This window comes from Neorhizobium sp. T25_27, assembly GCF_002968565.1.
Classification (GTDB): Bacteria; Pseudomonadota; Alphaproteobacteria; order Rhizobiales; family Rhizobiaceae; genus Neorhizobium; species Neorhizobium tomejilense.
Genome location: NZ_PVBJ01000009.1, coordinates 120,470 through 144,767 on the forward strand (window position 1 = coordinate 120,470; position 24,298 = coordinate 144,767).

Annotated in this window: 32 protein-coding genes; 11 read left to right on the forward strand and 21 right to left on the reverse strand. The window is 63.7% G+C overall.

Annotated elements, in window-relative coordinates; translation table 11 throughout:
• Positions 1-5: 5 nt before the first annotated feature.
• Positions 6-500, reverse strand: a complete 495-nt coding sequence (locus C5J24_RS22870; RefSeq protein WP_105421224.1) for an HIT domain-containing protein — start codon at positions 498-500, stop codon at positions 6-8.
• A gap of 134 nt (positions 501-634) precedes the next feature.
• Between C5J24_RS22870 and C5J24_RS22875 the strand changes: the two genes are divergently transcribed.
• Complete coding sequence (locus C5J24_RS22875; RefSeq protein WP_105421226.1) at positions 635-1,024, forward strand: MbcA/ParS/Xre antitoxin family protein; 390 nt, start codon at positions 635-637, stop codon at positions 1,022-1,024.
• The gene (locus C5J24_RS22880; protein WP_105421229.1) at positions 1,021-1,713 is read left to right on the forward strand and encodes an RES family NAD+ phosphorylase; all 693 of its coding nucleotides are present in this window, start codon (positions 1,021-1,023) and stop codon (positions 1,711-1,713) included. Before C5J24_RS22875 ends, C5J24_RS22880 begins: the two co-directional genes overlap by 4 nt.
• Positions 1,714-1,799: 86 nt before the next feature.
• On the opposite strand, the gene C5J24_RS22885 is transcribed toward C5J24_RS22880, so the two are convergent.
• The 8 genes from C5J24_RS22885 to C5J24_RS22920 form a co-directional block, all read right to left on the reverse strand.
• The gene (locus C5J24_RS22885; protein WP_105421231.1) at positions 1,800-2,738 is read right to left on the reverse strand and encodes a mechanosensitive ion channel family protein; all 939 of its coding nucleotides are present in this window, start codon (positions 2,736-2,738) and stop codon (positions 1,800-1,802) included.
• Between the two features lie 120 nt (positions 2,739-2,858).
• Complete coding sequence (locus C5J24_RS22890; protein WP_105421233.1) at positions 2,859-3,383, reverse strand: tyrosine phosphatase family protein; 525 nt, start codon at positions 3,381-3,383, stop codon at positions 2,859-2,861.
• Positions 3,380-3,985: a YfbR-like 5'-deoxynucleotidase gene (locus C5J24_RS22895; RefSeq protein ID WP_105421235.1), complete on the reverse strand. Its 606-nt coding sequence runs from the start codon at positions 3,983-3,985 to the stop codon at positions 3,380-3,382. Before C5J24_RS22895 ends, C5J24_RS22890 begins: the two co-directional genes overlap by 4 nt.
• An 8-nt stretch (positions 3,986-3,993) precedes the next feature.
• Positions 3,994-4,836 (reverse strand): folate-binding protein YgfZ, encoded by an 843-nt coding sequence (locus C5J24_RS22900; protein WP_105421238.1) that lies wholly within the window; start codon positions 4,834-4,836, stop codon positions 3,994-3,996.
• A 245-nt stretch (positions 4,837-5,081) separates the two neighbouring features.
• Positions 5,082-5,780 carry a hypothetical protein gene (locus C5J24_RS22905; protein ID WP_245446765.1) on the reverse strand — a complete coding sequence of 233 codons (699 nt, stop codon included), beginning with the start codon at positions 5,778-5,780 and terminating at the stop codon, positions 5,082-5,084.
• Positions 5,781-5,855: 75 nt separating this feature from the next.
• Entirely contained in the window at positions 5,856-6,113 is a 258-nt protein-coding gene (locus C5J24_RS22910) for a hypothetical protein (protein WP_007752665.1), read from the reverse strand.
• 101 nt (positions 6,114-6,214) lie between these two features.
• Positions 6,215-6,643, reverse strand: coding sequence for a TIGR02301 family protein (locus C5J24_RS22915; protein WP_105421447.1), 429 nt, complete (start codon positions 6,641-6,643; stop codon positions 6,215-6,217).
• A gap of 46 nt (positions 6,644-6,689) precedes the next feature.
• The gene (locus tag C5J24_RS22920; RefSeq protein WP_105421449.1) at positions 6,690-7,106 is read right to left on the reverse strand and encodes an NUDIX domain-containing protein; all 417 of its coding nucleotides are present in this window, start codon (positions 7,104-7,106) and stop codon (positions 6,690-6,692) included.
• 110 nt (positions 7,107-7,216) lie between these two features.
• On the opposite strand from C5J24_RS22920, the gene C5J24_RS22925 reads away from it, so the two are divergent.
• Genes C5J24_RS22925 through C5J24_RS22945 form a run of 5 tightly spaced genes read left to right on the forward strand, consistent with a single transcriptional unit; the run spans position 7,217 to position 9,585 of the window.
• Complete coding sequence (locus C5J24_RS22925; RefSeq protein WP_105403012.1) at positions 7,217-7,477, forward strand: type II toxin-antitoxin system ParD family antitoxin; 261 nt, start codon at positions 7,217-7,219, stop codon at positions 7,475-7,477.
• Positions 7,478-7,490: 13 nt separating this feature from the next.
• The gene (locus C5J24_RS22930) at positions 7,491-7,772 is read left to right on the forward strand and encodes a type II toxin-antitoxin system RelE/ParE family toxin (protein ID WP_080955222.1); all 282 of its coding nucleotides are present in this window, start codon (positions 7,491-7,493) and stop codon (positions 7,770-7,772) included.
• A gap of 7 nt (positions 7,773-7,779) precedes the next feature.
• The gene (locus C5J24_RS22935) at positions 7,780-8,106 is read left to right on the forward strand and encodes a YnfA family protein (RefSeq protein ID WP_105421243.1); all 327 of its coding nucleotides are present in this window, start codon (positions 7,780-7,782) and stop codon (positions 8,104-8,106) included.
• A gap of 55 nt (positions 8,107-8,161) precedes the next feature.
• On the forward strand, positions 8,162-8,929 hold the full coding sequence (locus tag C5J24_RS22940; protein WP_105421245.1) for an SOS response-associated peptidase: 768 nt from the start codon (positions 8,162-8,164) through the stop codon (positions 8,927-8,929).
• A 38-nt stretch (positions 8,930-8,967) separates the two neighbouring features.
• A complete protein-coding gene (locus C5J24_RS22945; RefSeq protein WP_205836971.1) occupies positions 8,968-9,585 on the forward strand; it encodes a LysE/ArgO family amino acid transporter in 618 nt (205 codons plus the stop codon).
• Positions 9,586-9,625: 40 nt separating this feature from the next.
• On the opposite strand, the gene C5J24_RS32590 is transcribed toward C5J24_RS22945, so the two are convergent.
• From C5J24_RS32590 to C5J24_RS22960, 4 genes are all read right to left on the reverse strand, one after another.
• Positions 9,626-9,754, reverse strand: a complete 129-nt coding sequence (locus C5J24_RS32590; protein WP_255759033.1) for a hypothetical protein — start codon at positions 9,752-9,754, stop codon at positions 9,626-9,628.
• A 173-nt stretch (positions 9,755-9,927) separates the two neighbouring features.
• Positions 9,928-10,767, reverse strand: a complete 840-nt coding sequence (pssA, locus tag C5J24_RS22950) for a CDP-diacylglycerol--serine O-phosphatidyltransferase (RefSeq protein WP_105402883.1) — start codon at positions 10,765-10,767, stop codon at positions 9,928-9,930.
• 17 nt (positions 10,768-10,784) lie between these two features.
• Complete coding sequence (locus tag C5J24_RS22955; RefSeq protein ID WP_105403013.1) at positions 10,785-11,483, reverse strand: phosphatidylserine decarboxylase; 699 nt, start codon at positions 11,481-11,483, stop codon at positions 10,785-10,787.
• 114 nt (positions 11,484-11,597) lie between these two features.
• Positions 11,598-12,524 carry an AraC family transcriptional regulator gene (locus tag C5J24_RS22960; RefSeq protein WP_105421249.1) on the reverse strand — a complete coding sequence of 309 codons (927 nt, stop codon included), beginning with the start codon at positions 12,522-12,524 and terminating at the stop codon, positions 11,598-11,600.
• 93 nt (positions 12,525-12,617) lie between these two features.
• Between C5J24_RS22960 and C5J24_RS22965 the strand changes: the two genes are divergently transcribed.
• A complete protein-coding gene (locus tag C5J24_RS22965; protein ID WP_105402885.1) occupies positions 12,618-13,463 on the forward strand; it encodes an SDR family oxidoreductase in 846 nt (281 codons plus the stop codon).
• Positions 13,464-13,598: 135 nt separating this feature from the next.
• Here C5J24_RS22965 and C5J24_RS22970 read toward each other — a convergent pair whose 3' ends face one another.
• The 5 genes from C5J24_RS22970 to C5J24_RS22985 form a co-directional block, all read right to left on the reverse strand.
• Complete coding sequence (locus tag C5J24_RS22970) at positions 13,599-14,621, reverse strand: LLM class flavin-dependent oxidoreductase (protein ID WP_105421251.1); 1,023 nt, start codon at positions 14,619-14,621, stop codon at positions 13,599-13,601.
• Positions 14,622-14,719: 98 nt separating this feature from the next.
• A complete protein-coding gene (locus tag C5J24_RS32025; protein WP_172724106.1) occupies positions 14,720-14,860 on the reverse strand; it encodes a hypothetical protein in 141 nt (46 codons plus the stop codon).
• Positions 14,861-14,901: 41 nt separating this feature from the next.
• A complete protein-coding gene (locus C5J24_RS22975; protein WP_105421253.1) occupies positions 14,902-16,791 on the reverse strand; it encodes an ABC transporter ATP-binding protein/permease in 1,890 nt (629 codons plus the stop codon).
• Between the two features lie 153 nt (positions 16,792-16,944).
• Entirely contained in the window at positions 16,945-17,634 is a 690-nt protein-coding gene (locus C5J24_RS22980; RefSeq protein WP_105421255.1) for a hypothetical protein, read from the reverse strand.
• Between the two features lie 490 nt (positions 17,635-18,124).
• On the reverse strand, positions 18,125-19,933 hold the full coding sequence (locus C5J24_RS22985; RefSeq protein WP_105421257.1) for a LysM peptidoglycan-binding domain-containing protein: 1,809 nt from the start codon (positions 19,931-19,933) through the stop codon (positions 18,125-18,127).
• A gap of 145 nt (positions 19,934-20,078) precedes the next feature.
• Between C5J24_RS22985 and C5J24_RS22990 the strand changes: the two genes are divergently transcribed.
• Positions 20,079-20,708 carry a TIGR00730 family Rossman fold protein gene (locus tag C5J24_RS22990; RefSeq protein ID WP_105421259.1) on the forward strand — a complete coding sequence of 210 codons (630 nt, stop codon included), beginning with the start codon at positions 20,079-20,081 and terminating at the stop codon, positions 20,706-20,708.
• A 17-nt stretch (positions 20,709-20,725) separates the two neighbouring features.
• On the opposite strand, the gene C5J24_RS22995 is transcribed toward C5J24_RS22990, so the two are convergent.
• Both C5J24_RS22995 and rarD read right to left on the reverse strand, forming a co-directional pair.
• Positions 20,726-21,055, reverse strand: coding sequence for a DHCW motif cupin fold protein (locus tag C5J24_RS22995; RefSeq protein ID WP_105421261.1), 330 nt, complete (start codon positions 21,053-21,055; stop codon positions 20,726-20,728).
• A gap of 20 nt (positions 21,056-21,075) precedes the next feature.
• Positions 21,076-21,990, reverse strand: a complete 915-nt coding sequence (rarD, locus tag C5J24_RS23000) for an EamA family transporter RarD (RefSeq protein ID WP_105421263.1) — start codon at positions 21,988-21,990, stop codon at positions 21,076-21,078.
• 152 nt (positions 21,991-22,142) lie between these two features.
• On the opposite strand from rarD, the gene C5J24_RS23005 reads away from it, so the two are divergent.
• Both C5J24_RS23005 and C5J24_RS23010 read left to right on the forward strand, forming a co-directional pair.
• Positions 22,143-23,015 carry a protein-L-isoaspartate O-methyltransferase gene (locus tag C5J24_RS23005; RefSeq protein WP_105421265.1) on the forward strand — a complete coding sequence of 291 codons (873 nt, stop codon included), beginning with the start codon at positions 22,143-22,145 and terminating at the stop codon, positions 23,013-23,015.
• Positions 23,016-23,183: 168 nt separating this feature from the next.
• Positions 23,184-23,873, forward strand: coding sequence for a pentapeptide repeat-containing protein (locus tag C5J24_RS23010; protein ID WP_105403014.1), 690 nt, complete (start codon positions 23,184-23,186; stop codon positions 23,871-23,873).
• A 56-nt stretch (positions 23,874-23,929) separates the two neighbouring features.
• Here the strand turns inward: C5J24_RS23010 and C5J24_RS32030 are convergent, their stop codons facing one another.
• Positions 23,930-24,088: a hypothetical protein gene (locus tag C5J24_RS32030; RefSeq protein ID WP_172724107.1), complete on the reverse strand. Its 159-nt coding sequence runs from the start codon at positions 24,086-24,088 to the stop codon at positions 23,930-23,932.
• Between the last annotated feature and the right edge of the window lie 210 nt (positions 24,089-24,298).

Below are 24,298 nucleotides of genomic sequence, written 5' to 3' on the forward strand. Positions count from 1 at the left end.
TCCGGTCACCCCCGCGGTCCCGGCCGAAAAGCATCCCGCAGGTGCTCGACGACCTCCGCGACGCTCGGCCCGTGGATCGGTGGCGGTACCGACCGTTCGCAGAATTCCCGCCAGACGAAGAACGTCAGTTCTGCGCCATCCGTCGCGGTCTCGCCCGGGCCTTCCGCGAACGTACTAAGCATCCGGTACCGATCGTCCTGCCAGAAAAGTGCTTCCACCCAGCGGTAGATCGGGATCACGTGGAAATGGAGCGAATGGCCCGGCATGTGGCCGTATCGTCCGATATAGACCCGCTCCGCGTTCAATTCCCCGCCTAGCGCCCTCTGAGCCTTCGCCATCAGTGGCCCGAGCTCCAGCAACGCTTCCTCCGCGAGCTCAGAAAGATCATCCACAAAGCGCTTCGAGCCGATCATCAGATAGCCGGGAAGGGCGGAATTGGTCCGTTGGTTGATAAGCCAATGTTCGGTTTCGAAGACATGGAATTCTGGAGGAATGCGCATCTCGACCGACTTTCTGCAGAAATCCCATAAGCGATAGCAATACTGGCGATCCGCGACAATGTGCCATAAAAGGTCATATGGCCTTTACATTGAGTGCAAATGGACTAAACTCTGCCGAAGCAGGAGCCTTGCCCATGGAAGTCGCCGCCAGAAAAGAAAAAGCAGAACAGCTGACGGCCGTCGCGCTGAAGGCCTTCGGCAATGTCGTCGCCGAATGGAGCGTGCCGGTGAACGAGGCGGCGGCCCTTGCCGACATGTCGGAAAGCACCTGGAAACGTGCTCGGAAACCCGGTTATTCGGGCGGCCTGACCAAGGACCAGATGCTGCGCCTCAGCGCCGTCATCGGCATCTATAAGGCTTTAAAACTCTATTTCAGCGATCCGATCGCTTCCCGGTGGATGACGTTGCCGAACGAGGGGCCGCTGTTCCGCGGTACCCGCCCGATCGATACGCTGATCGAGGAGGGGTTGCCGCAATTCCTTGCCGTCCGAAACTACCTCGACGCCCTGCGGGGCGGCGCGTGATCGTCACGCCTGTCAGCGACCGGGCCCTCGTGCGGCTGATCCCGGCGACCTACCATAAGCCGCCTAGCCTGCGCGGCCTGGTGGATAGCGACGAGGAACTGGCGATTCTTGCCGAGATCGAGGGTATGACCAGCGCCCGGCTGACCGCCGAGCGGGGATTGAACCTGCATCTCGACCGCCGCGAGCTCGCCTGGAAACGCCGCAAGCACGACCTGCAGGTCTACGGCAACACCCATATCAACGCGGCCTTCACCTATACGCGAAAAGGCGGGAACCGCTTCAACGACGAAAACCGAGGCGCCTGGTACTGCAGCTGGGACACGATGACGTCGATTGCCGAGGTCGCCTTCCACAAGACGCGGGAACTGCGCTTCATCGGCCTGTTCGAGGAGACCGCGCGTTATGTGGAACTGCTGGCGGATTTCATCGGCGAGTATCCGGACATCACCGGCGAGCGCGGCCACCCGGCGCTCGATCCGGATCCGGCGATCGGCTACCCCCGTGGGCAGGCGCTTGCCGAAAGATTGAGGCGCGACGGGCATGACGGACTGATCTATCCGTCGGTGCGGCACGATGAAGGCCGCTGCCTCGTCGCCTTCGAGCCGACTGCCATCCGCAACGTACGCCCAGGTGCATCCTGGGACATCGTCTGGTCGGGCAGCGAGGAATACGACCTCAAGGCGGTGTGACGGCGATCGCCGATTCGATTCTCGCGAAAATTTGGGCATCGGGGCCGGCTTCCTCGTAAAAAGCCGGCCCCGATGCATCCTTTCCTTCAGGTCCGCTGCGTGACCGGTTCGTCCGCACCGTGAGGAGCCGGAGGTCCGCTCTCACCGGTGACGTCGCGGGCTTCTACCTGAGGGTCTGGAATCTGTTCCGGCGATTTGTCGCCAGGGAATTTATCGCCGGGGAACTTATCGCCGGGGAATTTATCGAAGGCGAGCTTGACCTCCCGGGTCAGGTCGCGGCCGGTTTCCCACCAGTCGCTGCTCTTCGTCCAGTAGCGCAGCGTCAGCTTGGCGCTGCCGGCATCGAATTCGGCGACGTAGACAGTCGGCGCCGGGTCTTTCAGCACCCGCCTGTCGCCGCTGGCGATCGCCATCAGTTTCGCCTGGGTCCGGCCGATATCGCGGTCAGTGCCGATACTGACCGAAATCTCGTTGCGGCGCGTCTTCAGCCGGCTGTAATTGGTGATCGGCACGTTCCACAATGTCGAGTTGGGCGCCAGCCGATACACGCCGTCGGCGGTCCGAAGCTCGGTTGCAAATAGTCCAACATCGACGATCGTGCCGGTGACGCTGCCGGTCTCGATGCTCTCGCCGACCCGGAACGGCCGCAGGACCAGGAGCATGATGCCGGCCGCGATGTTCTGCAGCGTGCCCTGCAGTGCGAGGCCGACCGCAAGGCCGATCGCGCCGAGGGCGGCAAGTACCGATGCCGTCTGCACACCGAACTGGCCGAGCACCATGACGACGACGAGAACCAGCATCGCATAACGGATGATGTTGGAGAAGAATTGCGACAGCGTCGCATCGATGCCGTGGATGCGCGACAGGCCGCGATGAGCCCAGCGGCTGATCAGGCCGGCGGCCATCCAGCCGAGAATGAGGAGAACGATCGCGCCGACCGCGGAGAAGGAATATTGCACCGCCAGTGCGCTCAACTGAGCAAGCGCCGCCCTGGTCGCCACAACAAATTCCGACGCCTGGTCCATCCGGCGGTCTGCTCCTGATTTTAGTTTCGCCGTTAATTGGGGCAGCAGGCCGCGACGTCAAGATAAAAGTGGAGCTTTTTCACCCCGAGCTAAACAATTAGGAAAATTCAACTTTCAGGTTCAAGGCGAGATTTTTAGCGGCAGGATGAAGGACGCCCGGCCATCGGTCTCGGCGCCGCGGCCTATCCCCTTCATGGCAGCGACCAGCCGGCCGTTGCGGCCGAGCAGCCGGTCACCGATCTCGATCAGTCGCGTATTCGGCGTCGCATGTGGCGCGACGCTGCGAAGCCTCGCAGCCAGCGCGAAATCGTCCTCTTCCGGGCGTAGCGAGAGAACGGCGATCACCGCTGCGGCCGGCGAACGGGAGACGCCCATCCAGCAATGGATGACGATCGGCGCTGCCTGGTCCCAGTCGCGCACGAAGCCGATCAGGCTTTCCACATGCGCCTCGCTCGGCGCGATCAGGCCGCCGGTGCCGGCAAAACCGATATCGTTCATCGCCAGCTTCAGGTGCCGGTCGGCGGAAATGACGCCCGGCCGGTGAAAGTCCTGGCCCTCGGCGATCAGGCTCACCATCTCGCGCGCCTTGTGGCGGACGGCTGTCTCGGCGATGGAGCTCAGCGGGCAGACGACGATCGCGGTCATGGCGTCTTGCCCGCGCGCTCGGCCTCGATCTGATGGAACCGGTCGAGGAAAAGCTGTTGCGCCGCCAGCGCCGGCATCGGCTGGATCGGCAGCATGTCTCGGGTGATGCCGCGCGGCTGGCCGAAAAATTTCCGCGCCTCAGTGACCGAGAAGCCGGCAAGTTCCGTGGCCTCGAAAAAGGCAGCGATCGTGTCGGCCTTCTTGATCAGCGCCTTGAGTTCGCGAGTCGGATGCGGCGGCAGGCCGAAACGCAGGTGGATCGCCGCCTCCAGCCGCTGCTCGACCGCCTTGTAGCCGCCGCCGACCACCGATTTGAACGGCGAGATCATGTCGCCGATCACATATTCCGGCGCATCGTGCAGCATCGTCATCTGCAGCGCATCGGCCGTGCAGGCCTCGTTGCAGCGGCGAAAGATCTCCTCCACGACAAGGCAGTGCTGGGCGACGGAAAAGGCATGGTCGCCGCGCGTCTGGCCGTTCCAGCGGGCGACGCGGGCAAGCCCGTGGGCGATATCGGAGATTTCGATGTCGAGCGGCGAGGGATCGAGCAGGTCGAGCCGGCGTCCCGACAGCATCCGTTGCCAGGCGCGTGGTGCCGTCATCGCTGGGCTCACGTCTCGGCCTCTTCAGCCCCGACAGGGAAGGAGAGCCCGCTCCAGGCGGGAAGCGCCAGGCTGACGGTCACGTCGCCCGCGGAAAGCGGCACGCCACGTGCCAGGGCGTCGCCGACGCGGTCGATGCGCACGATCGCCAGCCCCTTGTTTCCGGCGACCGATCCGAGCGCGCCGACCGGCTTGCCGCCGACCACGATCTCGGTGCCGGAGGCGGGCAGGGCGGCTTCGCCCGAAACGATCGCGACCCGTCGCCGCGCCGTGCCGCGATGCTGCATGCGGGAGACGACTTCCTGGCCGACATAGCAGCCCTTGCGGAAGGAAAGTCCGCTCGTCTTATCGAGTAGGACGTCGTGCGGAAAGGCGTCCTGCAGCGCATAGTCGTGACCGGAGATCGAGATGCCGGCTTCGACGCGCAACGCGTGATAAGCCCCTTCCGGCCTGTCATCCAGCTTGCCGGGAGCGCGGGCGAGGCCGATGCCGGCCTTGGCGAAGGCCGCATCCTTCACCGCGCCCTTGCCCGAATCGTCACCCCAGAACACGGTGACACCGTCTTCCGGACCGGCCGTGATATCCACGGCTGCGCGCAGCTTGTACATCGTCAGCCGCCGCATCAGCGCCTCGTGCTGGGCCGCCTCGGTTTCGATGAGGAAACCGTCTCCCTCCCGCCAGACCAGGAAATCGAACAGGATCTTGCCCTGCGGCGTCAGCAGCGCGCCTGGCCGGGCTTCACCTTCCGGCAGCGAATCGATGTCGGTGGTGATCAGCCCCTGCAGGAAATCCTGCGCATCCTTGCCGGTGAGGCGGATCAGGCTTCGCGAGGGAAGAAAGGCGGCGGGCATGGTGCAGGAATCCGGTTGTTCTGAACCTGACAATTAAGTCTTCGCTCTCAACGCGGCAAGGCGTTCCCGGAGATTGCCGACAAAGTTTGGTGGCTGTGCGGGTGCGGCACACTCCCTCTGATCTCCCTCCTTGTGGGGGAGATGTCACCGAAGGTGACAAAGGGGGAGCGACGGTGCGGCAGATGAAGGTAGCGAGAGTGCAGCTTGCTCATGCAAGCCTGTTGAAAACAGCAGTTCACACCCGCTCAGTCGCCGCCGGAGAAGAACTTCCATTTGCCGTCCGGGCTGATGCCGGCGCGGAAGAAGTTGTAATTGCCGTTCTCTTCCATGCCTGCGAGGTCGCCAGCCGTCACGATGCGCAAAAGGTCGACCCGTTCCGGCGGCGTCAGCGTCGAAAGCTGCTTTCCTGCGAAATAGGGCCAGACATAGGCCTCGTCCGGCGTACCGACGTCGAAATGCGCAGCACCGGTGGACAGGATGTCGAGCAGGATGGCGAGGATCTCCTGGCCTTCCGCGTCGCCCGAAAAGCTCTTCAGCGTTTCGATCGGGTCCTCGAACTCGCCGTTCATGACCTGCGTCTGGGTGGCACCTGTTCCCATCAGGGCGCGCAGGCGGGCGATGTCGCCGGAGGCTGCGGCCTCGACGAGCTGTTCGCGCATGTGCTTGACCGGCGCCGGCAGCTTGGTCATGTCGCGGATGATCTCCGCCGGCTTGCTGTCGGCCGGTGCGGGCTTGGCGGCGTTGGGGTCCGCCGGGGGGGTGGTCGTCTTGGTGTCGCTGGCCTGTGCCGACCGATTGATCGCAGGACCCGGCTGCGGCAGGGTCGTACCTTCGAACGCCTGGAGGATGGCGCGGCTCTGCCCCTGCTCAGGCTGACTGGGCTCGTCGCTCGGGCGCAGCTCGGAGAGCGCAAGAGCGTGGCCGCCGACCATCGCGGCAAGCATCGTTGCCGCCGAAAAGCGGAGGATCAATTGGGCTATCGTCGTTTCCGCCGCATTCCGCACGGGAAACCTCTATCGTTATTGAACAGTGCGCTCGGGGGAGAATTCGCCGGCGAGCATGCGGCTCTTGAGCGAATCGAGCATGGCTTCGGCGCCCATTTCTCCATGAATGCGGATGGTTTCCCGCATGGCAAGTACCAGAGCTGCGTCGGCGATGATTTCCGGCTCGATACCGTCGGCACGGCCGTCTGCCCATGCCTCACTCTGATATTCCAAGGCAGCCTGCATCTTCTCATGCACAATCATGTCGTCGATGTCGTTGCGGCCTGTCTGCATTCTGTCGTCCTCGGTGCCCGTTTAATTACTAGCCCGTTAAAAACTTTATCAGCCTTTTATCAAAACGACACGGCCTCCCGCCAAAAGAGGTAAATAATCCTCTAATTTCCGAAGCGCGCGGCGATTTCTGTCGCAAGTGTTGCGCCTTCGATACGATAACGCTCCTCGGCGGTCCTTGCCGCATCCGTGCAGGACGTGTGCACGGCGGCAAACGACCGGTACCCCCGATTGAAGGCCGCCGTCAACCGCTCGCGGCGCTTCGGTTCGGTGCCGGTATCGGCATCCAGCAGCTGCTGCATCGAGGCCCGCCATTCGGATGTCGGGACGCCGCAGAGCGTGCGAAGATACTGGATCGAGCCGAGCACTTCCGCAAGCCGCGTCAACTGCAGGTCATAAGGCGCCGGCTTTTCCTCGGCCGGCGGAGGCGGGGACGGCACCGCCGGCTGCTGTTTCGCCGGCTGGGCGGCAAGCGGCGTCGCCGCCAGGATTGCCAGCAGCGTCAGGCAGCCAAGTCGCGGAATGAGCTTCATGTACGGGTCCCGATGCGGCGCGATCGCGCCGGTTTTGCGAGCATTCTTAGCGGGCATTGATCTCCGCCGCCAGCCTCTCGGCGCATTCGAGCACGCTCGCCGGCACAGCCAGGCCGCGGATCTCCTCGACCGTATACCAGCCGGCATCGGCCGCATCGTCGGCGGCGATCGCCTGGGCATCGGGATCGGCCTCCACACGGAAGACCGACAGAAAGAAATGCCGCCTGTCCTCTTTCTCGTTCTTCAGGTCGTAGGTCGCGAAGAGGACGGGATTGCGCACCGGAATGCCGGTCTCCTCGAGAAATTCCCGCACCGCGGTCTGGTCCGGCGTCTCGCCGGGCTCCGCCCGCCCGCCCGGAAACGCGAACAGATCCATCGACGGCGGGTTCACCCGCCGAATCAGCAGAAACCGGCCATCCCGTTCGAGAATGGCGGAGGACGCGGCTTGGGGAGAGGAGGGCATGTTCAACTGACCAACGGCAGGGATCGCGGGATACTCGGCACCTTCCTAGGAGAGGCCAATATTGTAAAAGTATTGTATTTCATCGTATGCTTCAAGCAAAGGAGCTTGCCATGGCACGTGCGAAAACATTCTCGTTGGGCGACGCCTATGATGGCATCCTGTCCGATCTGGTCAAGAACGGGCGCTTTGGCACCGAGACCGAAGCCGTTCGGGCAGGCATACGTATGCTTGCGGACTATGAGATGCGCATCCAGTCGCTGCGCCATGCGATCAATGCGGCGGATGCGGAAATCGAGGCGGGCCTCGGTGAGGAATATGCCTCGGGTGCAGACCTGCTTGCCGACGTCATGAGCGAAGGCGACGGTCATTAGCCCCAAGCGCCTCATCGTAGCACCTCTTGCGCGCGAAGACCTGCGTGCCATCCGTCACTTTATCGCAGAAAGCAGTCCCTTCTATGCCCGGGAATTCCTGGCGGACATCACCGCCAAGATCGCCTGGATCGCCGAGGTGGATTTCACCGGTTCGCCGCGTGACCATATTTCGCCCGGCCTGCGCGGCTTTCCCTATCGGCAACGCTGCATCTACTATCGCTCCTATCTCGACCGGATCGTGGTTCTCCGGGTCATGCACGGTGCGCAGGATGTGAAGCCGCAGGATTTCGGGTAGGCAATCGATGAAAACCTATACACTCTACTTCCTCGCCGCCCTTGCCGAGATCGCCGGCTGTTTCGCCTTCTGGGCATGGCTGAGGTTGGAAAAGCCGGTCTGGTGGCTGGTGCCGGGCATGGCGTCGCTGGTCGTTTTCGCCTGGGTTCTGGCGCTGGTGCCGAGCGAGGCGGCGGGGCGCACCTATGCGGCCTATGGCGCCATCTATATCCTCGCCTCGATCCTCTGGCTCTGGGCCATCGAGGCCCGGGTGCCGGACCGCTGGGACATTCTCGGCGTCATGGTGTGCCTGGTCGGCGGGGCGATCATCCTGTTTGGCCCCAGGAGCGAATGACGTCAGCGCCTGATCGGCGCTTGACCCTTCGAAAGCCCGATGCCACATAGTTTGCATGTGCGGACGCTACGCCCTGACGGCGACCCCCAAGGAAATTTCGGAATTCTTCAGCCCGGCTGATCTCGACGATTTCCCGGCACGCTACAATATCGCGCCGACCCAGCCGATCCTCGTCGTCATGTCGTCCGAAAGGCGTGAGCCGGGCAGCAACCTGCCGGAGCGCCGTGCCTTCCTTGCCCGCTGGGGTCTGATCCCTGGCTGGGTGAAGGACATGAAGGAGTTTCCGCTGCTGATCAACGCCCGCTCCGAGACGGCGATCGGCAAGGCGTCCTTCCGCGCCGCCATGCGCCATCGCCGTATCCTGATCCCGGCCACCGGTTTCTACGAATGGCGCCGGCCGCCGAAGGAAAGCGGCGTCAAGCCGCAGGCCTATTGGATACGTCCCAAGCGCGGCGGCGTCGTCGCCTTTGCCGGCCTGATGGAAACCTGGTCTTCCGCCGACGGTTCCGAGGTGGACACCGCCGCGATCATGACGACGGCGGCGAGCGGCGGCATCCGCCACATCCACGACCGCATGCCGGTCGTCATCGCGCCCGAGGATTTTTCCCGCTGGCTCGACTGCAGGACGCAGGAGCCGCGCGAGGTGGCCGACCTGATGCGGCCCGTCCAGGAAGATTTCTTCGAGGCGCTGCCGGTCTCCGATCTCGTCAACAAGGTCGCGAACATGGGTCCGGATCTGCAGAAACCGGTCGCTGTCGCCCAACCGGAAGAGGAGCCGCCGAAAAAGCCGAAACCCGACTCCACCCAGATGTCGCTTTTCTGATCCCTCGGCCTCCTCCCTAGACGGACAATGCCATGAACCTGTTTTCCGCCGGCCTTTCGGGCCTCGCACTCGGGGCTTCGCTGATCATCGCCATCGGCGCCCAGAACGCCTTCATCCTGCGCCAGGGGCTGATTCGCGCCCACGTCTTCATCCTCTGCCTGATCTGCGCCCTGTCCGATGCGACGTTGATCGCCGCCGGCGTTGGCGGGCTCGGCACGATCGTCGCGCAATCTCCCGTGCTGATCTCGGTGGTGACGCTGGGCGGCGCGGTGTTCCTCGGGCTTTATGCCGTGATGGCCTTCCGCCGGGCGGTAAAACCGGCCGCGTTGGTGGCGGGCGCGCCGGAACCGATGGAGCTGAAGGCGGCGGTTCTGACCTGCCTGGCCTTCACCTTCCTCAACCCGCATGTCTATCTGGATACGGTCGTGTTGCTCGGCAGCCTGTCTGCGGCCTTCGAAGGGGCGGAACGCGTGGCCTATGGCGCCGGTGCGGCGATTGCCTCGTTCGTCTGGTTCTTCGGGCTCGGTTACGGCGCGCGGTTTCTGGCGCCGCTTTTTGCCAGACCCGCCGCCTGGCGGGTGCTGGATGTCGTCATCGGCATCGTCATGGGCCTTCTCGCGCTGGGGCTCCTGTGGAGTTTTCTCAGCGGCGAATGAAGTCGGTCGCCTGGTCCCTGGGCCGGCTCAGCGGGCCTGATCAGCCTGCAGGGGTAAGCTTCGGCTTGCGGTTCAGCATCAGGGCCGCCGCAACCACGGCCTTCAAGCCCAGCGGACGGTAGGGCGTGGTCATTTCCGGTTTGGATTCAATCTTCTTCTCGGTGCTCATGGCTGTCTCCTCAACACGCGAATCTCTTGTTTGCATTTTGCGATCGCGGCTTTTCCCATAAAAGCGGGCGGAATCGTGGCCGGCAAGCCGGCAGTGCCGCCCGGTATTCGTAGAACTGTCATCTTGCGGGAAACTGTTGCGCGGAAGTTGCAACTTACCGAGTGCGCCTGCCTTCAGACGTTGGCACTGTCATCCTCGATCGTGATCGTGCCGTAGCGGCGATGCCAGGCGCGCGCGCTGAACGGCAGGACGAGGAGGTATCCGACGACGGTGATCGACAGCACTTCCCAGGTATAGCTCATCAGCAGCGCCACATAGAGCACCACGGCGAGCATGATCGGCAGCATCAGGTCGCGGCGGATACGGCTCGACTTGCCGGACCAGACCGGCAGGCGGGACACCAGCAGGTAGCCGATCAGCAGCGTATAGGCGACGCTGACATATACGAAGACCGGCGTGGCCTCGAGCCCGAGGAAGCCCAGATAGACCGGCAGCAGCACCAGCATGGCGCCCATCGGGGCTGGCACGCCGACGAAGAATTCCGATTGCCAGTCGGCCTTGATGTTGCGGTCTTCCATGACGTTGAACCGGGCGAGGCGCAGGCCGGCGGCGATCGCATAGAGCAGCGCCGCGATCCAGCCGATCGAATGTGCCTGGTCGAGCAGGAAGGCGTAGGAGACCAATGCTGGCGCGACGCCGAAATTGATAATGTCGGCAAGCGAATCCATCTGCACGCCGAATTTGGAGGTGGCCTTCAGGAGCCGTGCCACGCGCCCGTCGATGCCGTCGAGGAAGGCGGCCAGCAGCACCATGGCGACCGCCAGTTCGAAACGCCCCTCGAAGGCGAGCCTTATCCCGGTGAGGCCGGCGCAGATGGCAAGCACGGTGATGAGGTTCGGCACCAGCAGCCGGAGCGGGATTTCGCGCAGGCGCGGCCCGCGGGCCTCTTCGTTCGGGCGGTTGTGTTCCCTGTGCGAATGAGGGGGCGAGGGCGGCGAGGCGGGCGTCTCCATGAGGCTTTGTCTTCCCTTTACGTGCGGCGGCTGATGATCGGGCCCTTGGTCGAGCCGAATTCCGCAAGCACGGTCTCGCCGCCGATGGCGAGCTGGCCGACGGACACTCGCGCCTGGCCGCCGGCCGGCACGAACACGTCGAGTCGGGAGCCGAAGCGGATCAGGCCGAATCGTTCGCCGGCATTGACCGGTTCGCTGGGCTTCACCCAGCAGACGATGCGCCGCGCCACCAGGCCGGCGATCTGCACCACGCCGACCTTGCCGTGGCGGGTTTCGATGACGAGGCCGTTGCGCTCGTTGTCCTCGGAGGCCTTGTCGAGTTCGGCATTGATGAACTGGCCTGGGCGGTATTCGATGCGCGACACCTGGCCGCGCACCGGCGAGCGATTGATGTGGCAGTCGAACACGTTCATGAACACCGAGATGCGCAGCATGGGTTCGGAACCCAGCTGCAGTTCGACCGGCGGCACGACCATGGCGACATGGCTGATGCGGCCATCGGCAGGGCTGAGGATGAGGTCGTCGTCCTGCGGCACCGCCCGTTCCGGATCGCGGAAGAAGTAGGCGCACCACAAAGTCAGCACCAGGCCGATCCAGAACAGCGGCTCGGCGATATAACCGAGGATCAGCGAGGCGATGAAGAAGGCGGCGACGAAGATGTAACCTTCCTTGTGGATCGGCACGAGCGTGTTGCGGATGGTGTCGAAGAGGTTGATCAACGTTTTCTCCCGTATGTCAGTGCCATCTGACTACAGCGAAACCGTTTTTGCGGCAATGCGGTTCCGTATCGCCGAAACCGCAGCGCGGATATGCCGGAAAAATGCCGATCCTCATTTCCGCCCGGCCTGCAGATGCGATGCGTATTCGCTCGGCGGACAACCGACCCTGTTGCTGAAGGCAGTGCTGAAGGCGCTGGCTGACTTGTAGCCGACCGCCCCGGCGATCTCCTCCAGCGATCCGCGGCCGCGCAGCAGCACGTCTTTCGCCAACGCCATCCGCCAGCCGAGCAGATATTCGACCGGCGCGACGCCGACAGTCTCGGAAAAACGGCGGGCGAAGACCGAGCGCGACATGCCGACCCGCCTTGCCAGCTCGCCGACCGTCCAGCCGCGGGCGACATCGGCATGGATATGGCCGAGCGCCTGGGCGAGCTGCGGATCGGCAAGCCCTCCCAGCAGGCCCGCATGTGGCGCCCAGGCCGCCTCGCGGCGCAGGGTCTCGATGAGCATGACCTCGATCAGGCGGCAGAGGACGGCGTCGCGCCCGGGCCGTGTGTCGCCGGCTTCCTCCAGGATCATGGAGACCAGCGCCCGCAATCGCGCGCCAGTCTGCTCCGTGGCCCGCACATGTACGAGACGCGGCAGAAGCCCGATCAGCAGATCGGCATTGGCGGGATCACATTGGATGAGGCCGCCGAGGACACGCGTCGCTGGTCCCGATCCCTCTTCGCCAACACGAATCTCGCCGTCAACGGTATGTCGGGCCTTGAAGGCATCGTCCGACAGCTCGGTTTGCGCGTTGATATCGCTGAGGAACGAATCCGAAAGCGGTCTAGCCGAGAGAATATAATCTCCCTCCTGCAGCTCGACGGGGCCGCCGTCATGGGTCCTGAACCAGCACCGGCCTTCCGTGATGAAGTAGAAGGTCGGCCCCGGCTGTTCCGGCACGCGAACGCCCCACCTCCCTCTGGCCGACATGCTGCCGAGCAGAACGGTGGACGGGCGAAGCAGCTTGATGACGTCGGTAAGAGCATCCATCGGGACGATCCGTAATGATTGTCGGATGTTACATTATAGAATGTTCCGATTGGCTGGTCTAGTGAAGGCGCATCAACACATTGGAGCCAGATCATGACCAAGACCATTCTCATTACCGGCTGCTCGTCGGGCCTCGGAAAGATGACCGCCAGCCATTTCGCGGGAAAGGGCTGGAACGTCATCGCGACGATGCGCAGGCCGGACCCGGATCTTGCCAATCAGTATCCCGACCGCATTCTGGTCGCAGCCCTCGACGTCGCCGATCCGGCGAGCATAGAGGCCGCAATCCAGGCCGGCGTAGAGCGCTTCGGCGGCCTCGACGCGGTCGTCAACAATGCCGGCATCACCATGGTCTCGATCTTCGAGGCGACGCCGGCGGAGGCGATCCGCCAGATCTTCGAGACCAATGTCTTCGGCATGATGAACGTCATCCAGGCGGCGTTGCCGCATCTTCACCGGCGAAACGGCGGCACTATCGTCAACGTCGGTTCGGGTGTCGGGATCGCAGCCATGCCACTGCTATCGCTCTACAGTGCCTCAAAGCAGGCCGTGGAAGGTCTGTCCGAATCGCTCTCCTACGAACTGGCGTCGCAGAACATCAAGGTCCGGCTGATCCAGCCGGGCGCGATGCGCAGCACGAATTTCACCGCCACCGGAATGGCCGCATCACAAGCGGCTCCGCTGCCGGAAAGCTATAAACCCTATTTCGACCACATGCTGCAGTCGATGATCAACTACCCGTTCGCTTCGACGCAAGAGCAGTCGGTGGTCGAGGCGATCTATGCGGCGGCCGTCGACGCGACGGGTCGCCTTCGCTATCAGGTCGGCCCGGATGTGGAAGAATATGCCCGCCTGCGCTGGTCGACCTCGGAAGATGAATATCGTGCCGGGATGCACCGGCTGACCGGACACACCGCCTGGCTTGAAATGCCGAAGTGATCGCTGAGGCTACAGCAGGCCGATCCCAACCGACCGCCGTGCCTGCCGCATCACCGCCCCCTACTGGCTCCAGCGACATCCCGCAAGGAGGTCGCTGGAGCTTTCGGCAACTGCGTTCTCCGACTGTGGGCTATCTCAGCGCCACCCCAGCCCCGGCGCCACATGCTTCAAGATGCTCTCCAGCACATGCGCATTGTACTCTACGCCAAGCTGGTTCGGCACGGTGAGCAGCAGCGTATCGGCCTCGGCGATCGCCTCGTCGGCCTTCAGCTGGTCGATCAGCTTGTCCGGCTCGGCGGCATAGGAGCGGCCGAAGATCGCCTGCGTCTGCGGGTCGATATTGCCGATCTGGTCCTGGCTCTCGCCGCTGCCGCCGAAATAGGCGCGGTCAGTGTCGTTCATCAGCGCGAAGATGCTGCGGCTGACGGAGACGCGCGGTTCGCGGGCGTGGCCGGCTTCCTTCCAGGCCTCGCGATAGATGCGGATCTGCTCGGCCTGCTGGATGTGGAACGGCTTGCCGCTCTCGTCGGTCTTCAGCGTCGAGCTCTGCAGGTTCATGCCCAGCTTGGCTGCCCAGACGGCGGTCGAGTTTGAACTCGAACCCCACCAGATGCGGTCGCGCAGGCCCGCCGAATGCGGCTCCAGGCGCAGCATGCCGGGCGGGTTGGGGAACATCGGCCGCGGGTTGGGCTTGGCGAAACCTTCGCCGCGCAGCACGTCGAAGAACACTTCCGCATGACGCCTGCCCATATCGGCATCGGTCTCGCCTTCCGCGGGCTGATAGCCGAAATAGCGGAAACCGTCGATCACCTGTTCCGGCGAGCCGCGGCTGATGCCGAGCTGCAGGCGTCCGCCGGCGATGAGGTCGGCAGCGCCGGCATCTTCCACCATGTAGAGCGGGTTTTCATACCGCATGTCGATGACGGCGGTGCCGATCTCGATGCGCTTGGTGCGGGCGCCCACGGCCGACAGAAGCGGGAAGGGCGAGGCGAGCTGCCGCGCGAAATGGTGGACGCGGAAATAGGCGCCGTCGGCGCCGAGCTCTTCGGCGGCGACCGCGAGATCAATGGATTGAAGCAGGACGTCGGATGCCGACCGCGCCTGCGACTGCGCCGAGGGCGTCCAGTGCCCGAAGGAGAGAAAGCCGATCTTTTTCATTGCGTTACCACCGTGAATTTATTGTGTCTGAAGTTACACGTTAGATGGCATCTCGACCGCGACATGAACAGTCGCCGCCCCGTGAACAGTGCGTCCGCTTACCGCGCGGCCTGCGGATCGACCCAGCCCATCCAGGTGGTGAAGGCGAGCAGCGGCGAGCCGAAGAAGATCAGCACCAGCACATAGGCGATCGCGATGCCGCCGAGGACGAGCATGCGGGGGGTGAGGTATCGTTTCACGTTGAGATTCGTCCCTTTCCGAAGTTCATTGCGCCGCCGGCCTATTCCGCCGCCGGCACGCCGCGCAGCACCACCCCGAGGTCGTCGCTTTCGCGCACCTTGCGCAGCTGCTCTTCGGCCTGCACCGCCTCGCGCTGGCGGTTCCACATCGAGGCGTAGAGCCCGTTCTGTTCGAGCAGCGAACTGTGCGTGCCGCGCTCGGCGATCAGCCCGTCGCGCAGGACGATGATCTCGTCGGCGCCGATGACGGTCGAAAGACGGTGGGCGATCACCAGCGTCGTGCGGTTCTTGGAGACGACGTCGAGCGCCGACTGGATCTCGTGTTCGGTCGTTGTGTCCAGCGCCGAGGTCGCTTCGTCGAGGATCAGGATCGGCGGGGCTTTGAGGACGGTGCGGGCGATCGCCACGCGCTGCTTCTCGCCGCCCGAAAGTTTCAGGCCCCGTTCGCCGACCTTGGTGTCGAAACCGTCGGGCAAGGCGCTGATGAAATGGCCGATCTGCGCCACTTCGGCGGCGGCAAGCATTTCTTCCTCGCTCGCCGAAGGGCGGCCGTAGCGGATGTTGTAGGCGATCGTGTCGTTGAACAGCACCGTGTCCTGCGGCACCATGCCGATCGCCGCGCGCAGCGAATGCTGCGTCACGTCCCGCACGTCCTGCCCGTCGATGGTGATCGAGCCGCCCTGGATGTCGTAGAACCGGTAGAGCAGGCGGGAAATGGTCGATTTGCCGGCGCCCGAGGGCCCGACGATCGCCACCGTCTTGCCAGCCGGTACGTCGAACGAGACGCCTTTGAGGATCGGCCGGGCCGGATCATAGGAAAAATGCACGTCCTTGAAGGAAATCGACCCTTGGGGGATGGCGAGAGGCGCGGCATCCGGCCGATCGACGACCTCCGGCTGCACTTCGAGCAGCTCGAACATCTGCTCGATATCGGTCAGCCCCTGGCGGATTTCGCGGTAGACGAAACCGATGAAGTTGAGCGGTACGGAAAGCTGCAACAGCAGCGCGTTGACGAACACGAAATCGCCGATCGTCTGCTCGCCGCGCTGCACGGCCAGCGCCGACATCACCATCATGACTGTCGTGCCGAGGCCGAAGATGACGCCCTGGCCGAAGTTGAGCCAACCGAGAGAAGTCCAGACGTCGGTCGCCGCCTTCTCGTAGCGTGCCATCGAGCTATCGAAGCGCTTGGCTTCCATCTCCTCGTTGCCGAAATATTTGACGGTCTCGAAATTGAGGAGCGAATCGATCGCCTTGGTATTGGCGTCGGTGTCGCTGTCGTTCATCGAGCGGCGGATGGCGATGCGCCAGTCGCTGGCCTTCACCGTGAACCAGATATAGAGCGCCACCGTGACGGCGGTGACGAGAACGTACCAGAAGCCGTAAGCGACCCAGAAAATGATGGCCGTCAGCAGGAATTCGAGCAGAGTGGGCACGGTGTTGAGAATGGTGAATCGGACGATCGTTTCGATGCCCTTGGTGCCGCGCTCGATGATCCGCGACAGGCCGCCGGTCTTGCGCTCGAGATGAAAGCGCAGGGAGAGCTGGTGCATGTGCACGAAGGTGCGGTAGGCGAGCTGGCGCACCGCATATTGGCCGACGGAGGCAAACAGCGCGTCGCGCAGCTGGTTCAGCCCCACCTGCAGGATGCGGGTGAAATTGAGCGCGATGACCAGCACCACGGCGCCGAGCAGGAAGGCGGGCAGGAGACCTGCCATGTCCAATTTGCCGTTCAGTGCATCCGTCGCCCATTTGAAGAAATAGGGCACCGTCAGGAGCACGAACTTGGCGAGGAAGAGGTAGAAGGTCGCCCAGACGACGCGGGCCTTCAGGTCGGCGCGCCCTTCCGGCCACATATAGGGCCACAGGTTGACGAGCGTGCCGAGCGGATTGCTGGCATCCGCCGAAATGGTCTTCTTGTTATTCGCCATCAATGTCTCCGGGCCGGGCGCGTCGAAACGCCTCCCGCACATAAGGTCCGGGGAAGAATGTTGCAATGACGGTTTCGTGAAACTTCAGGGCCGGGACGGACCGGCCAGGCGATGCGGCGAAGGCTGGATGTCTCCCGCCCTCGCCGGTGGCGATCACTTGGTGCTGGTGGAGGCGGCAGGGGCGGTGCCGGCTGCCGGCTTGGTGGTCGCTGCCGGCGTCGGCCAGGAAATGTAATAATAGGCCTCGCCTACCATGCCGAAATAGGAGCTGACCCCGGTCGCCTTTTCGATATAGCTGCCGTCGGCGTTACGCACGAACTTGCCGCTTTCGTCCCGTCTCAGGCGGTCCTTGAGGAACTGGGTCCAGTCGGATTTGTCGACGGAGGTAATACCGGCCGAGGTCTGTTTGCCGTCGGTAATGTCCCAGGCGGTGATCTGGTCGCCGGCGACCGCGTCGGTCATCTTCAGCGTGCCGGCGTCGAGCGCCTTCTGCATCGCCTCGGCCATCGCCTTACTGTCGGGGCTCGCCTTCAGCGCGTCCAGCTTCTCCTGCAGCGCCTTCATGAACGCCTTGCTGGACATGTCGCCGACCGATCCGTCGCCTGCGGTGTCCGGGACACTGCCGTTCATGGTCTGCTGCAGCGAGGCGATCAGCGCTGCGATCTTGTCGTCCTCGTAGTCGTCGTCACCGCCGCTGCCGCTGGAAAACAGTATATCGGCGAGCGAAGTGGAGGACGAGCCGGACGCCGAACTGCCGGGCGCCCTGTTGTTGGAGACATCATTGAATGCATTGAGGGCCGCCTGAGAGGACCAAGTCCGAATGGAATTAATGCTGGAAACCATTTTCTTCTCCTGTCCGCGCGGCATGGATCAGAGCCGGAGATAATATGCGAGCACGCCGCCTGATCACCGCGGTATTCCTCCTAACCTGCGCCAAGCTGGCCGAACGGCAGCCGGCATGGCCATTGGCCGTCCAGGGATCTTGTGGGGGAGGCCGGGATGGACGGGGAAATGAATGCGGCTAAGGGATTGAGGGCGCTGGATGCGTTTTTCTAACCAAATGAAAGTATCCCCGGCAAAGACCCCTCCCGGCCTGCCGGCCACCCTCCCCACAAGGGGGGAGGGAACCCAGCCGCGATGTCGCGCAATCCACGCGTTATATCCGCCTCTTCGCCAGTCTGTTGGGAGAGGTGTGTTTCAGTGAAGAACAAGCGCTTCGTTGGAGAACGGTGAGCGTGCTGCATATTTCTCTCCCCTTGTGGGGAGGGTGGCCGGCAGGCCGGGAGGGGATCTTTTTGCGTCACCCTCGCATACCAGAACGTCTTGCGCCCCCTTACGACCGGCGCTGTGTCATCCGCTGGCGATGGAGTTCTTCAGCGTCCGGCAGGGCCGCGTCGGGCACGCCAAAGATCTGGCCGGGCTGGATGACGTCGGGGTTGCGGATCTGGGCCTCGTTGGCGAGGTAGATCGTCGTGTAGCGCACACCCTGGCCGTAGACGCGGCGGGAGATCTGCCAGAGCGTGTCGCCGCGGCGGATGATCACCGAGCTGCGTTCACTCTGGGTCAGCGGCTCCTGCTGGATGGTGCGGGTGCCGCTGGCATCGGTGACCGTCATCGGGGCGGCTGTGGTGGCCTGGACGCCTTGCAGCTCGCGGGCGATGGTCGGGCCGACGGCGCGGGCGATCATTTCGCCGATCCGCTTCAGGCCGGCACCGACGCTTGCGACATCCTTGGGAAGCGCGTCGAGGGCGGCAACCGCTGCCGCGGCGTTCTGGACGGTGGTTTCGGCAAGCACCCGGGCGGAGGCGGCCGCATCGGCCGGCAGGCGATATTCGGAGAGCGATTTCAGGGCGATCGAAGTGGCGGAGCGGGCGGCTGCCATCTGTTCCGCCGAGGGTACGCGGCCGTTGTCGTAAAGCCCGCGCAGCAGGTTGAAGGCGCGTACCGTTTCGTTGCGCAGCTTGTCGAAGGCGCCGCTGTCGGCCGCCGACATGCCGTTATTGGCGGCCTGCGGCGCTGCGACGGCAGCGACCTGGTCTCCGGCCGGGCGGTTGAAGGGCACTTCGACCCGTACCAGAGCCTGTCCACCGGCTCCGACAACCTCGACGCCGATCCGGTGGTCGCCGACTGCAAGGTCGATCGCCCCTTCGATCACGAAACTGCCGTCCTGGCCCGCCTGGGCGGTACCGATCGGCCGGCCGTCGGCCTGGCCACGCAGCATGGTGCCGGCCTTCGTGTTGCCGGCGACGAAAATCTTGTTGCCCTCGATTTCGACAGCGGTGATGCGCAGTTCAGGCGCAGCGGATGTCGCCGCCGAAGAGGCGGGCGCCGAGACCGGTATGCTCGGCGCGGAAGATGCGAGATTGGACGAGCCGGCCGGCGGTGCCGGCAGGGCGACAACGGAGGTACTGGTCGACGGCGCGGCCGAGGGGGCGGCAAGCGCGGGGCTGGCCGGAGCCTGATTGGTAGCGGGCGAAGCTGCCGCGGCCTGGGCTGCCGGCTGCGCAGCGTTCGTGCCAGGTGAAGTTGCGGCGTCCGGGGTCGCGATCAGGCGGCTTGCCTTGCCGGGCTTGGTGACCATGGCGAGCAGCTTGCCGTTCTTGTCGGCGGGCACCGAGACGGTCGCCGTTTCTTCCGACACGGTGGTCTTGCCATCCTTGCCGATCGCCTTGAGCACGAGCTGGTGGTCGCCGGGCGGCAGCGGCTTGTCGAGGATGGCGGCGAAATCACCGCTCGGGCCGACGTCGACCTTGGCGACGATCGCGGTGCCATCGGTAACTTCGAGCTTGGAATGGGGCGCGGCGCGGCCGGCGATCACGGTCGATCCGTCCGGCTCGACGCGCAGCACGTCGAAGGATGGCGGCGTCATGGCCGCGGCCTGGCCTGCTGCGGAAGACGCGGCGGGCTGAGCCGTCTGCGGCGCCGTGGCTGCAGCCTGGTCGGCCGGCTTTGCGGCATCGGGCGCCCTGGCCGTCGGCTGCGGTTCCGTCACCGCGTCCTTGACGGCATTGCCTGCGGCATTGATCGCGTCGCCGATCGGCTTGGAATCCTTGTTTATCGCAGGCATCACCAAGAACACCATCAGCAGCGATGCGATAGCCAATACGATCAGAGCCAGCCAGCCGGCGCGGTTTTTCATCATCAATGCCTCTCCCGACAGCTATAGCCATCGCATATCCGGATTAACCTTTTCCTCCCGCATTCACAAGCTTTTCACACGATAAACCCTTGCTCTTCCGGGCATTTCCCGTCAATTTTGACGACCGGGGCTTGGTTTGGCCCTCCCTTTGAAATGCGTTGCGGAGAAAACTGTGCCGATTCGATCCATCTGCGTTTACTGCGGCTCGCAGCCGGGGCGCGATCCCGCCTACCTTGCAGCCGGCCGTGCGCTCGGAAAATCCATCGCCGCCCACGGGCTTCGACTTGTCTATGGCGGAGGCACCAAGGGCATCATGGGTGCGGTCGCGGCCGGCGTTCTATCGAACGGCGGTCAGGTCACCGGCATCATTCCCGAATTCCTGGTCGACATGGAGGCCACGCGCCATTCGCTCGGCCAGCTCGACGAGCTGATTGTGACGGAGGACATGCATGCGCGCAAGCACAAGATGTTCGAGCGCGCTGACGCTTTCGTGACCCTGCCGGGCGGCATCGGCACCTTGGAGGAGATTGTCGAGATCATGACCTGGGCGCAGCTCGGACGGCATGAGAAGCCGATGGTGTTCGCCAATATCGGCGGCTTCTGGGATCCGATGCTCGACCTCATCACCCACATGCGCGAACAGGGGTTCATCCACCGCGCTCATCTCGTCCAGCCGTTGGTCATCGCCGACGTCGAGGACATCGTTCCGGCGATCCTGGAACAGGGCGAGGAGCGCCCGCCGACGAGCGGCGAGGGCGCGGTGATTTCGAGGCTGTGAGCGCCGGCGCTTGAGCCCTAGTCGACGATGAAGAGTTTCGCGCCGACGGATGTCGAGGAGCGGTGGGGCTCGGCATCGTCGGCCACCTGATAGCTCATGCCGGGCGTCAGCACGAAGACCCGGCCATCGGCGAGTTCGGTCGCCAGCTCGCCTTCGAGGCAGAGCAGGATATGGCCTTTGACGCACCAGTGGTCGGCGAGATAGCCTGGGGTATATTCGACCATCCGCACCCTGATCCCGCCGAAATGGCAGGTCTGCCAGGTCGCCAGCCCCGTGTCGCCCTTGTGCTCTGTCTTCGGAATGGCGCTCCAGTCGGTGGTACCGAACGGGATATCGCTGATTTTCATGGGAATGCTCCGGGAAAGGCCTATCGGCCGCGCGCTTGCTTGAGAAGCGACCAGGTATAGATTGCCAGCGCCGTCCAGATCAGGACGAAGGCCCCGAGCTTCACGGGGCTGAGCGGCTCGTGGAAGGCGAAGACGGCGATCAGGAAGATCATTGTCGGCGCGATATACTGCATGATGCCGATGGTCGAGAGCTTCAGGAGTTTTGCGCCGTTGGCGTAGATCATCAGGGGTGCGGCGGTGACGATGCCGGCGGCCATCAGGATGAAGGTGTCCCAGCCGGTCGAATTGAGGAGATGGCCCTGGCCGGTCGATTCCAGCCAGATCACATAGGGCAGGCAGGGAATGCTGATCAGCAGCACTTCCAGGAAGAAACCCTGGTTCGGGCCGATGGGCAGGGTTTTCCGGAACAGCGCATAGAACCCCCAGGTGAAGGTGAGCGCCAGCGAAACCCAAGGCAATCCGCCCGCATCATAGGTAAGGATCGCCACCGCCACCACCACAAGGCCGATCGCGGCGAGCTGAACCGGCGCCAGCCGCTCCTTGAGCAGCACCGCCGCCAGGAAAATGCTGAACAGCGGATTGATGAAATAGCCGAGCGCCGCATCGAGCGCCCGTCCGGCGGCGACCGCCCACACATAGATGCCCCAGTTCGCCATGATGATCAGGGCCGTCAGGCACGCCATCGCCAGCATGCGCGGGTTCTGCACCGCCACCTTGAGATCTCCGGTGCGGCGCAGGATCAACAGAACGATCCCGGCGACCGGCACCGACCAGATCGCCCGGTGCGCCAGCACTTCGAGCGAAGGAATATGGGCGACGGCCTTCAGGTAGAACGGCAGGAAGCCCCAGAGGAAATAAGCCGTCAGCCCGAAGGCGAAGCCACGCGGCGTATCTTCGTTCTTCACTGTCGTCGCCGGGGCGGTGTCGGTGGCCATGTGGGGTGTTTCCGGTATGTTGTTCTGGTTATCCCCCGTTTAAACGAATAGGTTGAGCCGGACCAATTCATTTCATTGAAGAACCTATCGTTTGTCGCGATTCTGTCGGCTTGGCTTGCGATAGTGAGCCCTTGTCAGAACGGAGGAGTTGGATGGATTTCGAAAGCCAGCCGTTGCACCGGCAGATCTATGCCCGCCAAATCCTGGCGAAGGCCGGCGTGAGTGCGGACGCCCGCCTTTTCGCGGCCTTCGCGAAGGTGCCGCGCGAACAATTCATTGGCCCGCCGCCCTGGGTCTACAACGACTTTCGCAACTACCGGGAGCTCGCCTCCACCGACCCGCTGGTGCTTTACCAGGATGTGCTGGTCGGGCTGGATACGGGCCGGGGCGTCAACAACGGCATGCCGTCGCTGCATGCCGGGGCCCTTCACGCGCTCGGCATCCGCGAAGGAGAGACCGTCGCTCATCTCGGCGCCGGGACCGGATATTACACGGCCATCATCGCCGAGCTGGTGGGGCCGTCGGGCCGGGTGATCGCCGTTGAATATGACGAGGCTCTCGCGGACAAGGCACGGCAGAACCTGGCGGGTTACGCGAATGTCGAACTCGTCCGCGGTGACGCGACAGAATGGCCGAAGGAGGACGCGGACGTGATCTACGCCAATTTCGCGCTCGACCACCCGTCGGCCGCCTGGATCGACAATCTCGCGGTTTCCGGGCGCACGCTCTTCCCGCTCGGCTTTCCGGCGATCGACAACGGCCGGCGGAGCGGCTTTACCCGTTCTGCGGGTTTCCTGATGATCGACCGGCGAGCGTCGGGTTTTGGCGCCAGGTTCCTGCAGCCGGTCTCCTTCGTCTGGGCGGAAGGCCAGCAGCCACCTCCGCCAGGCCGTCACGAGGGGCTGGCGGAAGCCTTCCGCTCCCGCCGCGGCTATCAGGTCCGCAGCCTGCGCTGGCATCGGCCGTCTCAAGAGGGCGAGTGGTATGGCGAGGAGGATTGGGGGCTTTCGTTCGAGGAGGTGTGAGGGGAGCCACTTAAGGCGGTCAATCGTGGAGAGAGACAGCGGCATACCGATCTCCTCCTCAAGGAGGGAGATCAGAGGGAGTGTGCCGCACCGTTCCGCCTCGCCGATTGTTTCCAACCCGAATCTCTGATCAATCACGCCGAACGAATGTCGGCGGAGGCGAAGGTCATGGCGGAGCAGGATCCCATCGAGGTTTCCGAACAACAGATAGGACGCGCCGAGGTGCTCGACTTTACGGCGGCCGGAAACAGGGTGGTCCTGAAAGACTGCACGCTGGAGGAAGCGGACCTGTCGGGGCTCGATCTTCAGCGCTGGGAATTTCGAAACTGCAGGATGACGACCGTCAATCTGCGGGCCGCCGACCTGGAAGGGGCGAAGTTCGAGGGGTGCCGGGGGGCGTTCGCCAATTTTACAGGCGCCAACCTCGCCGAGGTGGAGTTCGGGAATTGCGACTTCAACAACGCCGCTTTTTTGGAAGCCAAAATGAACGACACCCGGTTCGTCGGCTGCAAGCTGACCGGTGCCAACCTGACGCGGATCGCGTCGCTTGGCCTGTCGTTCAAGGAGACCATCCTGGCGCAGGCGAGACTTCCCGCACTGTCGTTCCGGAAGTCCCGGATCGAGCGGGTCGATTTCGGCATGGCCGATCTGTCGAAATGCGATTTTCGCGACGTCGTGTTCGACGGCTGCAGCCTGCGTGACACGGGGCTCGTCGATGCTAGGTTCGAAGGGGCCGATCTGCGCGGTGCGGACCTCGGCGGACTGAAGCTGATCGACGCCAGGAAGTTCAAGGGGGCAACGATCTCGCGGCAGCAGGCCGGAGATATCCTGGCGGAACTGGGACTGAAGGTTCAATAGCCGGGTGCGGCATCCTCAGTCTCCGGTTCTTCCAGTCGTCTTGCAGGCGAGAAGGATTAGACGGCTACGCGCCGTGCTTCCTTGTCGGCCGACTTCCGGTCTGCGCCGTGCTTTTCGATGATCGCCTTCGCATCCTCAACCGAAATGCGATGCTTCTTGGCAAAGGGGATGGGCTGGTAAGGCTGGTCCGGGGTGTTTGTTTTTTTATCAGACATGAACGTCTCCGATCTCGATGCTCCGGCAGAATGCCGAGGCCTCTTTGGATTAATGAATAGTGAGGGGGTTGGTTGCCAGGCGCTGCTGCGTCATTACCGCGAGCGGCTGCCTCAATGTGCCGCCTATATGGTACGAAATCCCCTGAAATACAATGGCCCGGATCGGGGCCACAGGAATCGGGGCCACCTGCTAACTCCTGCAGGGACGGG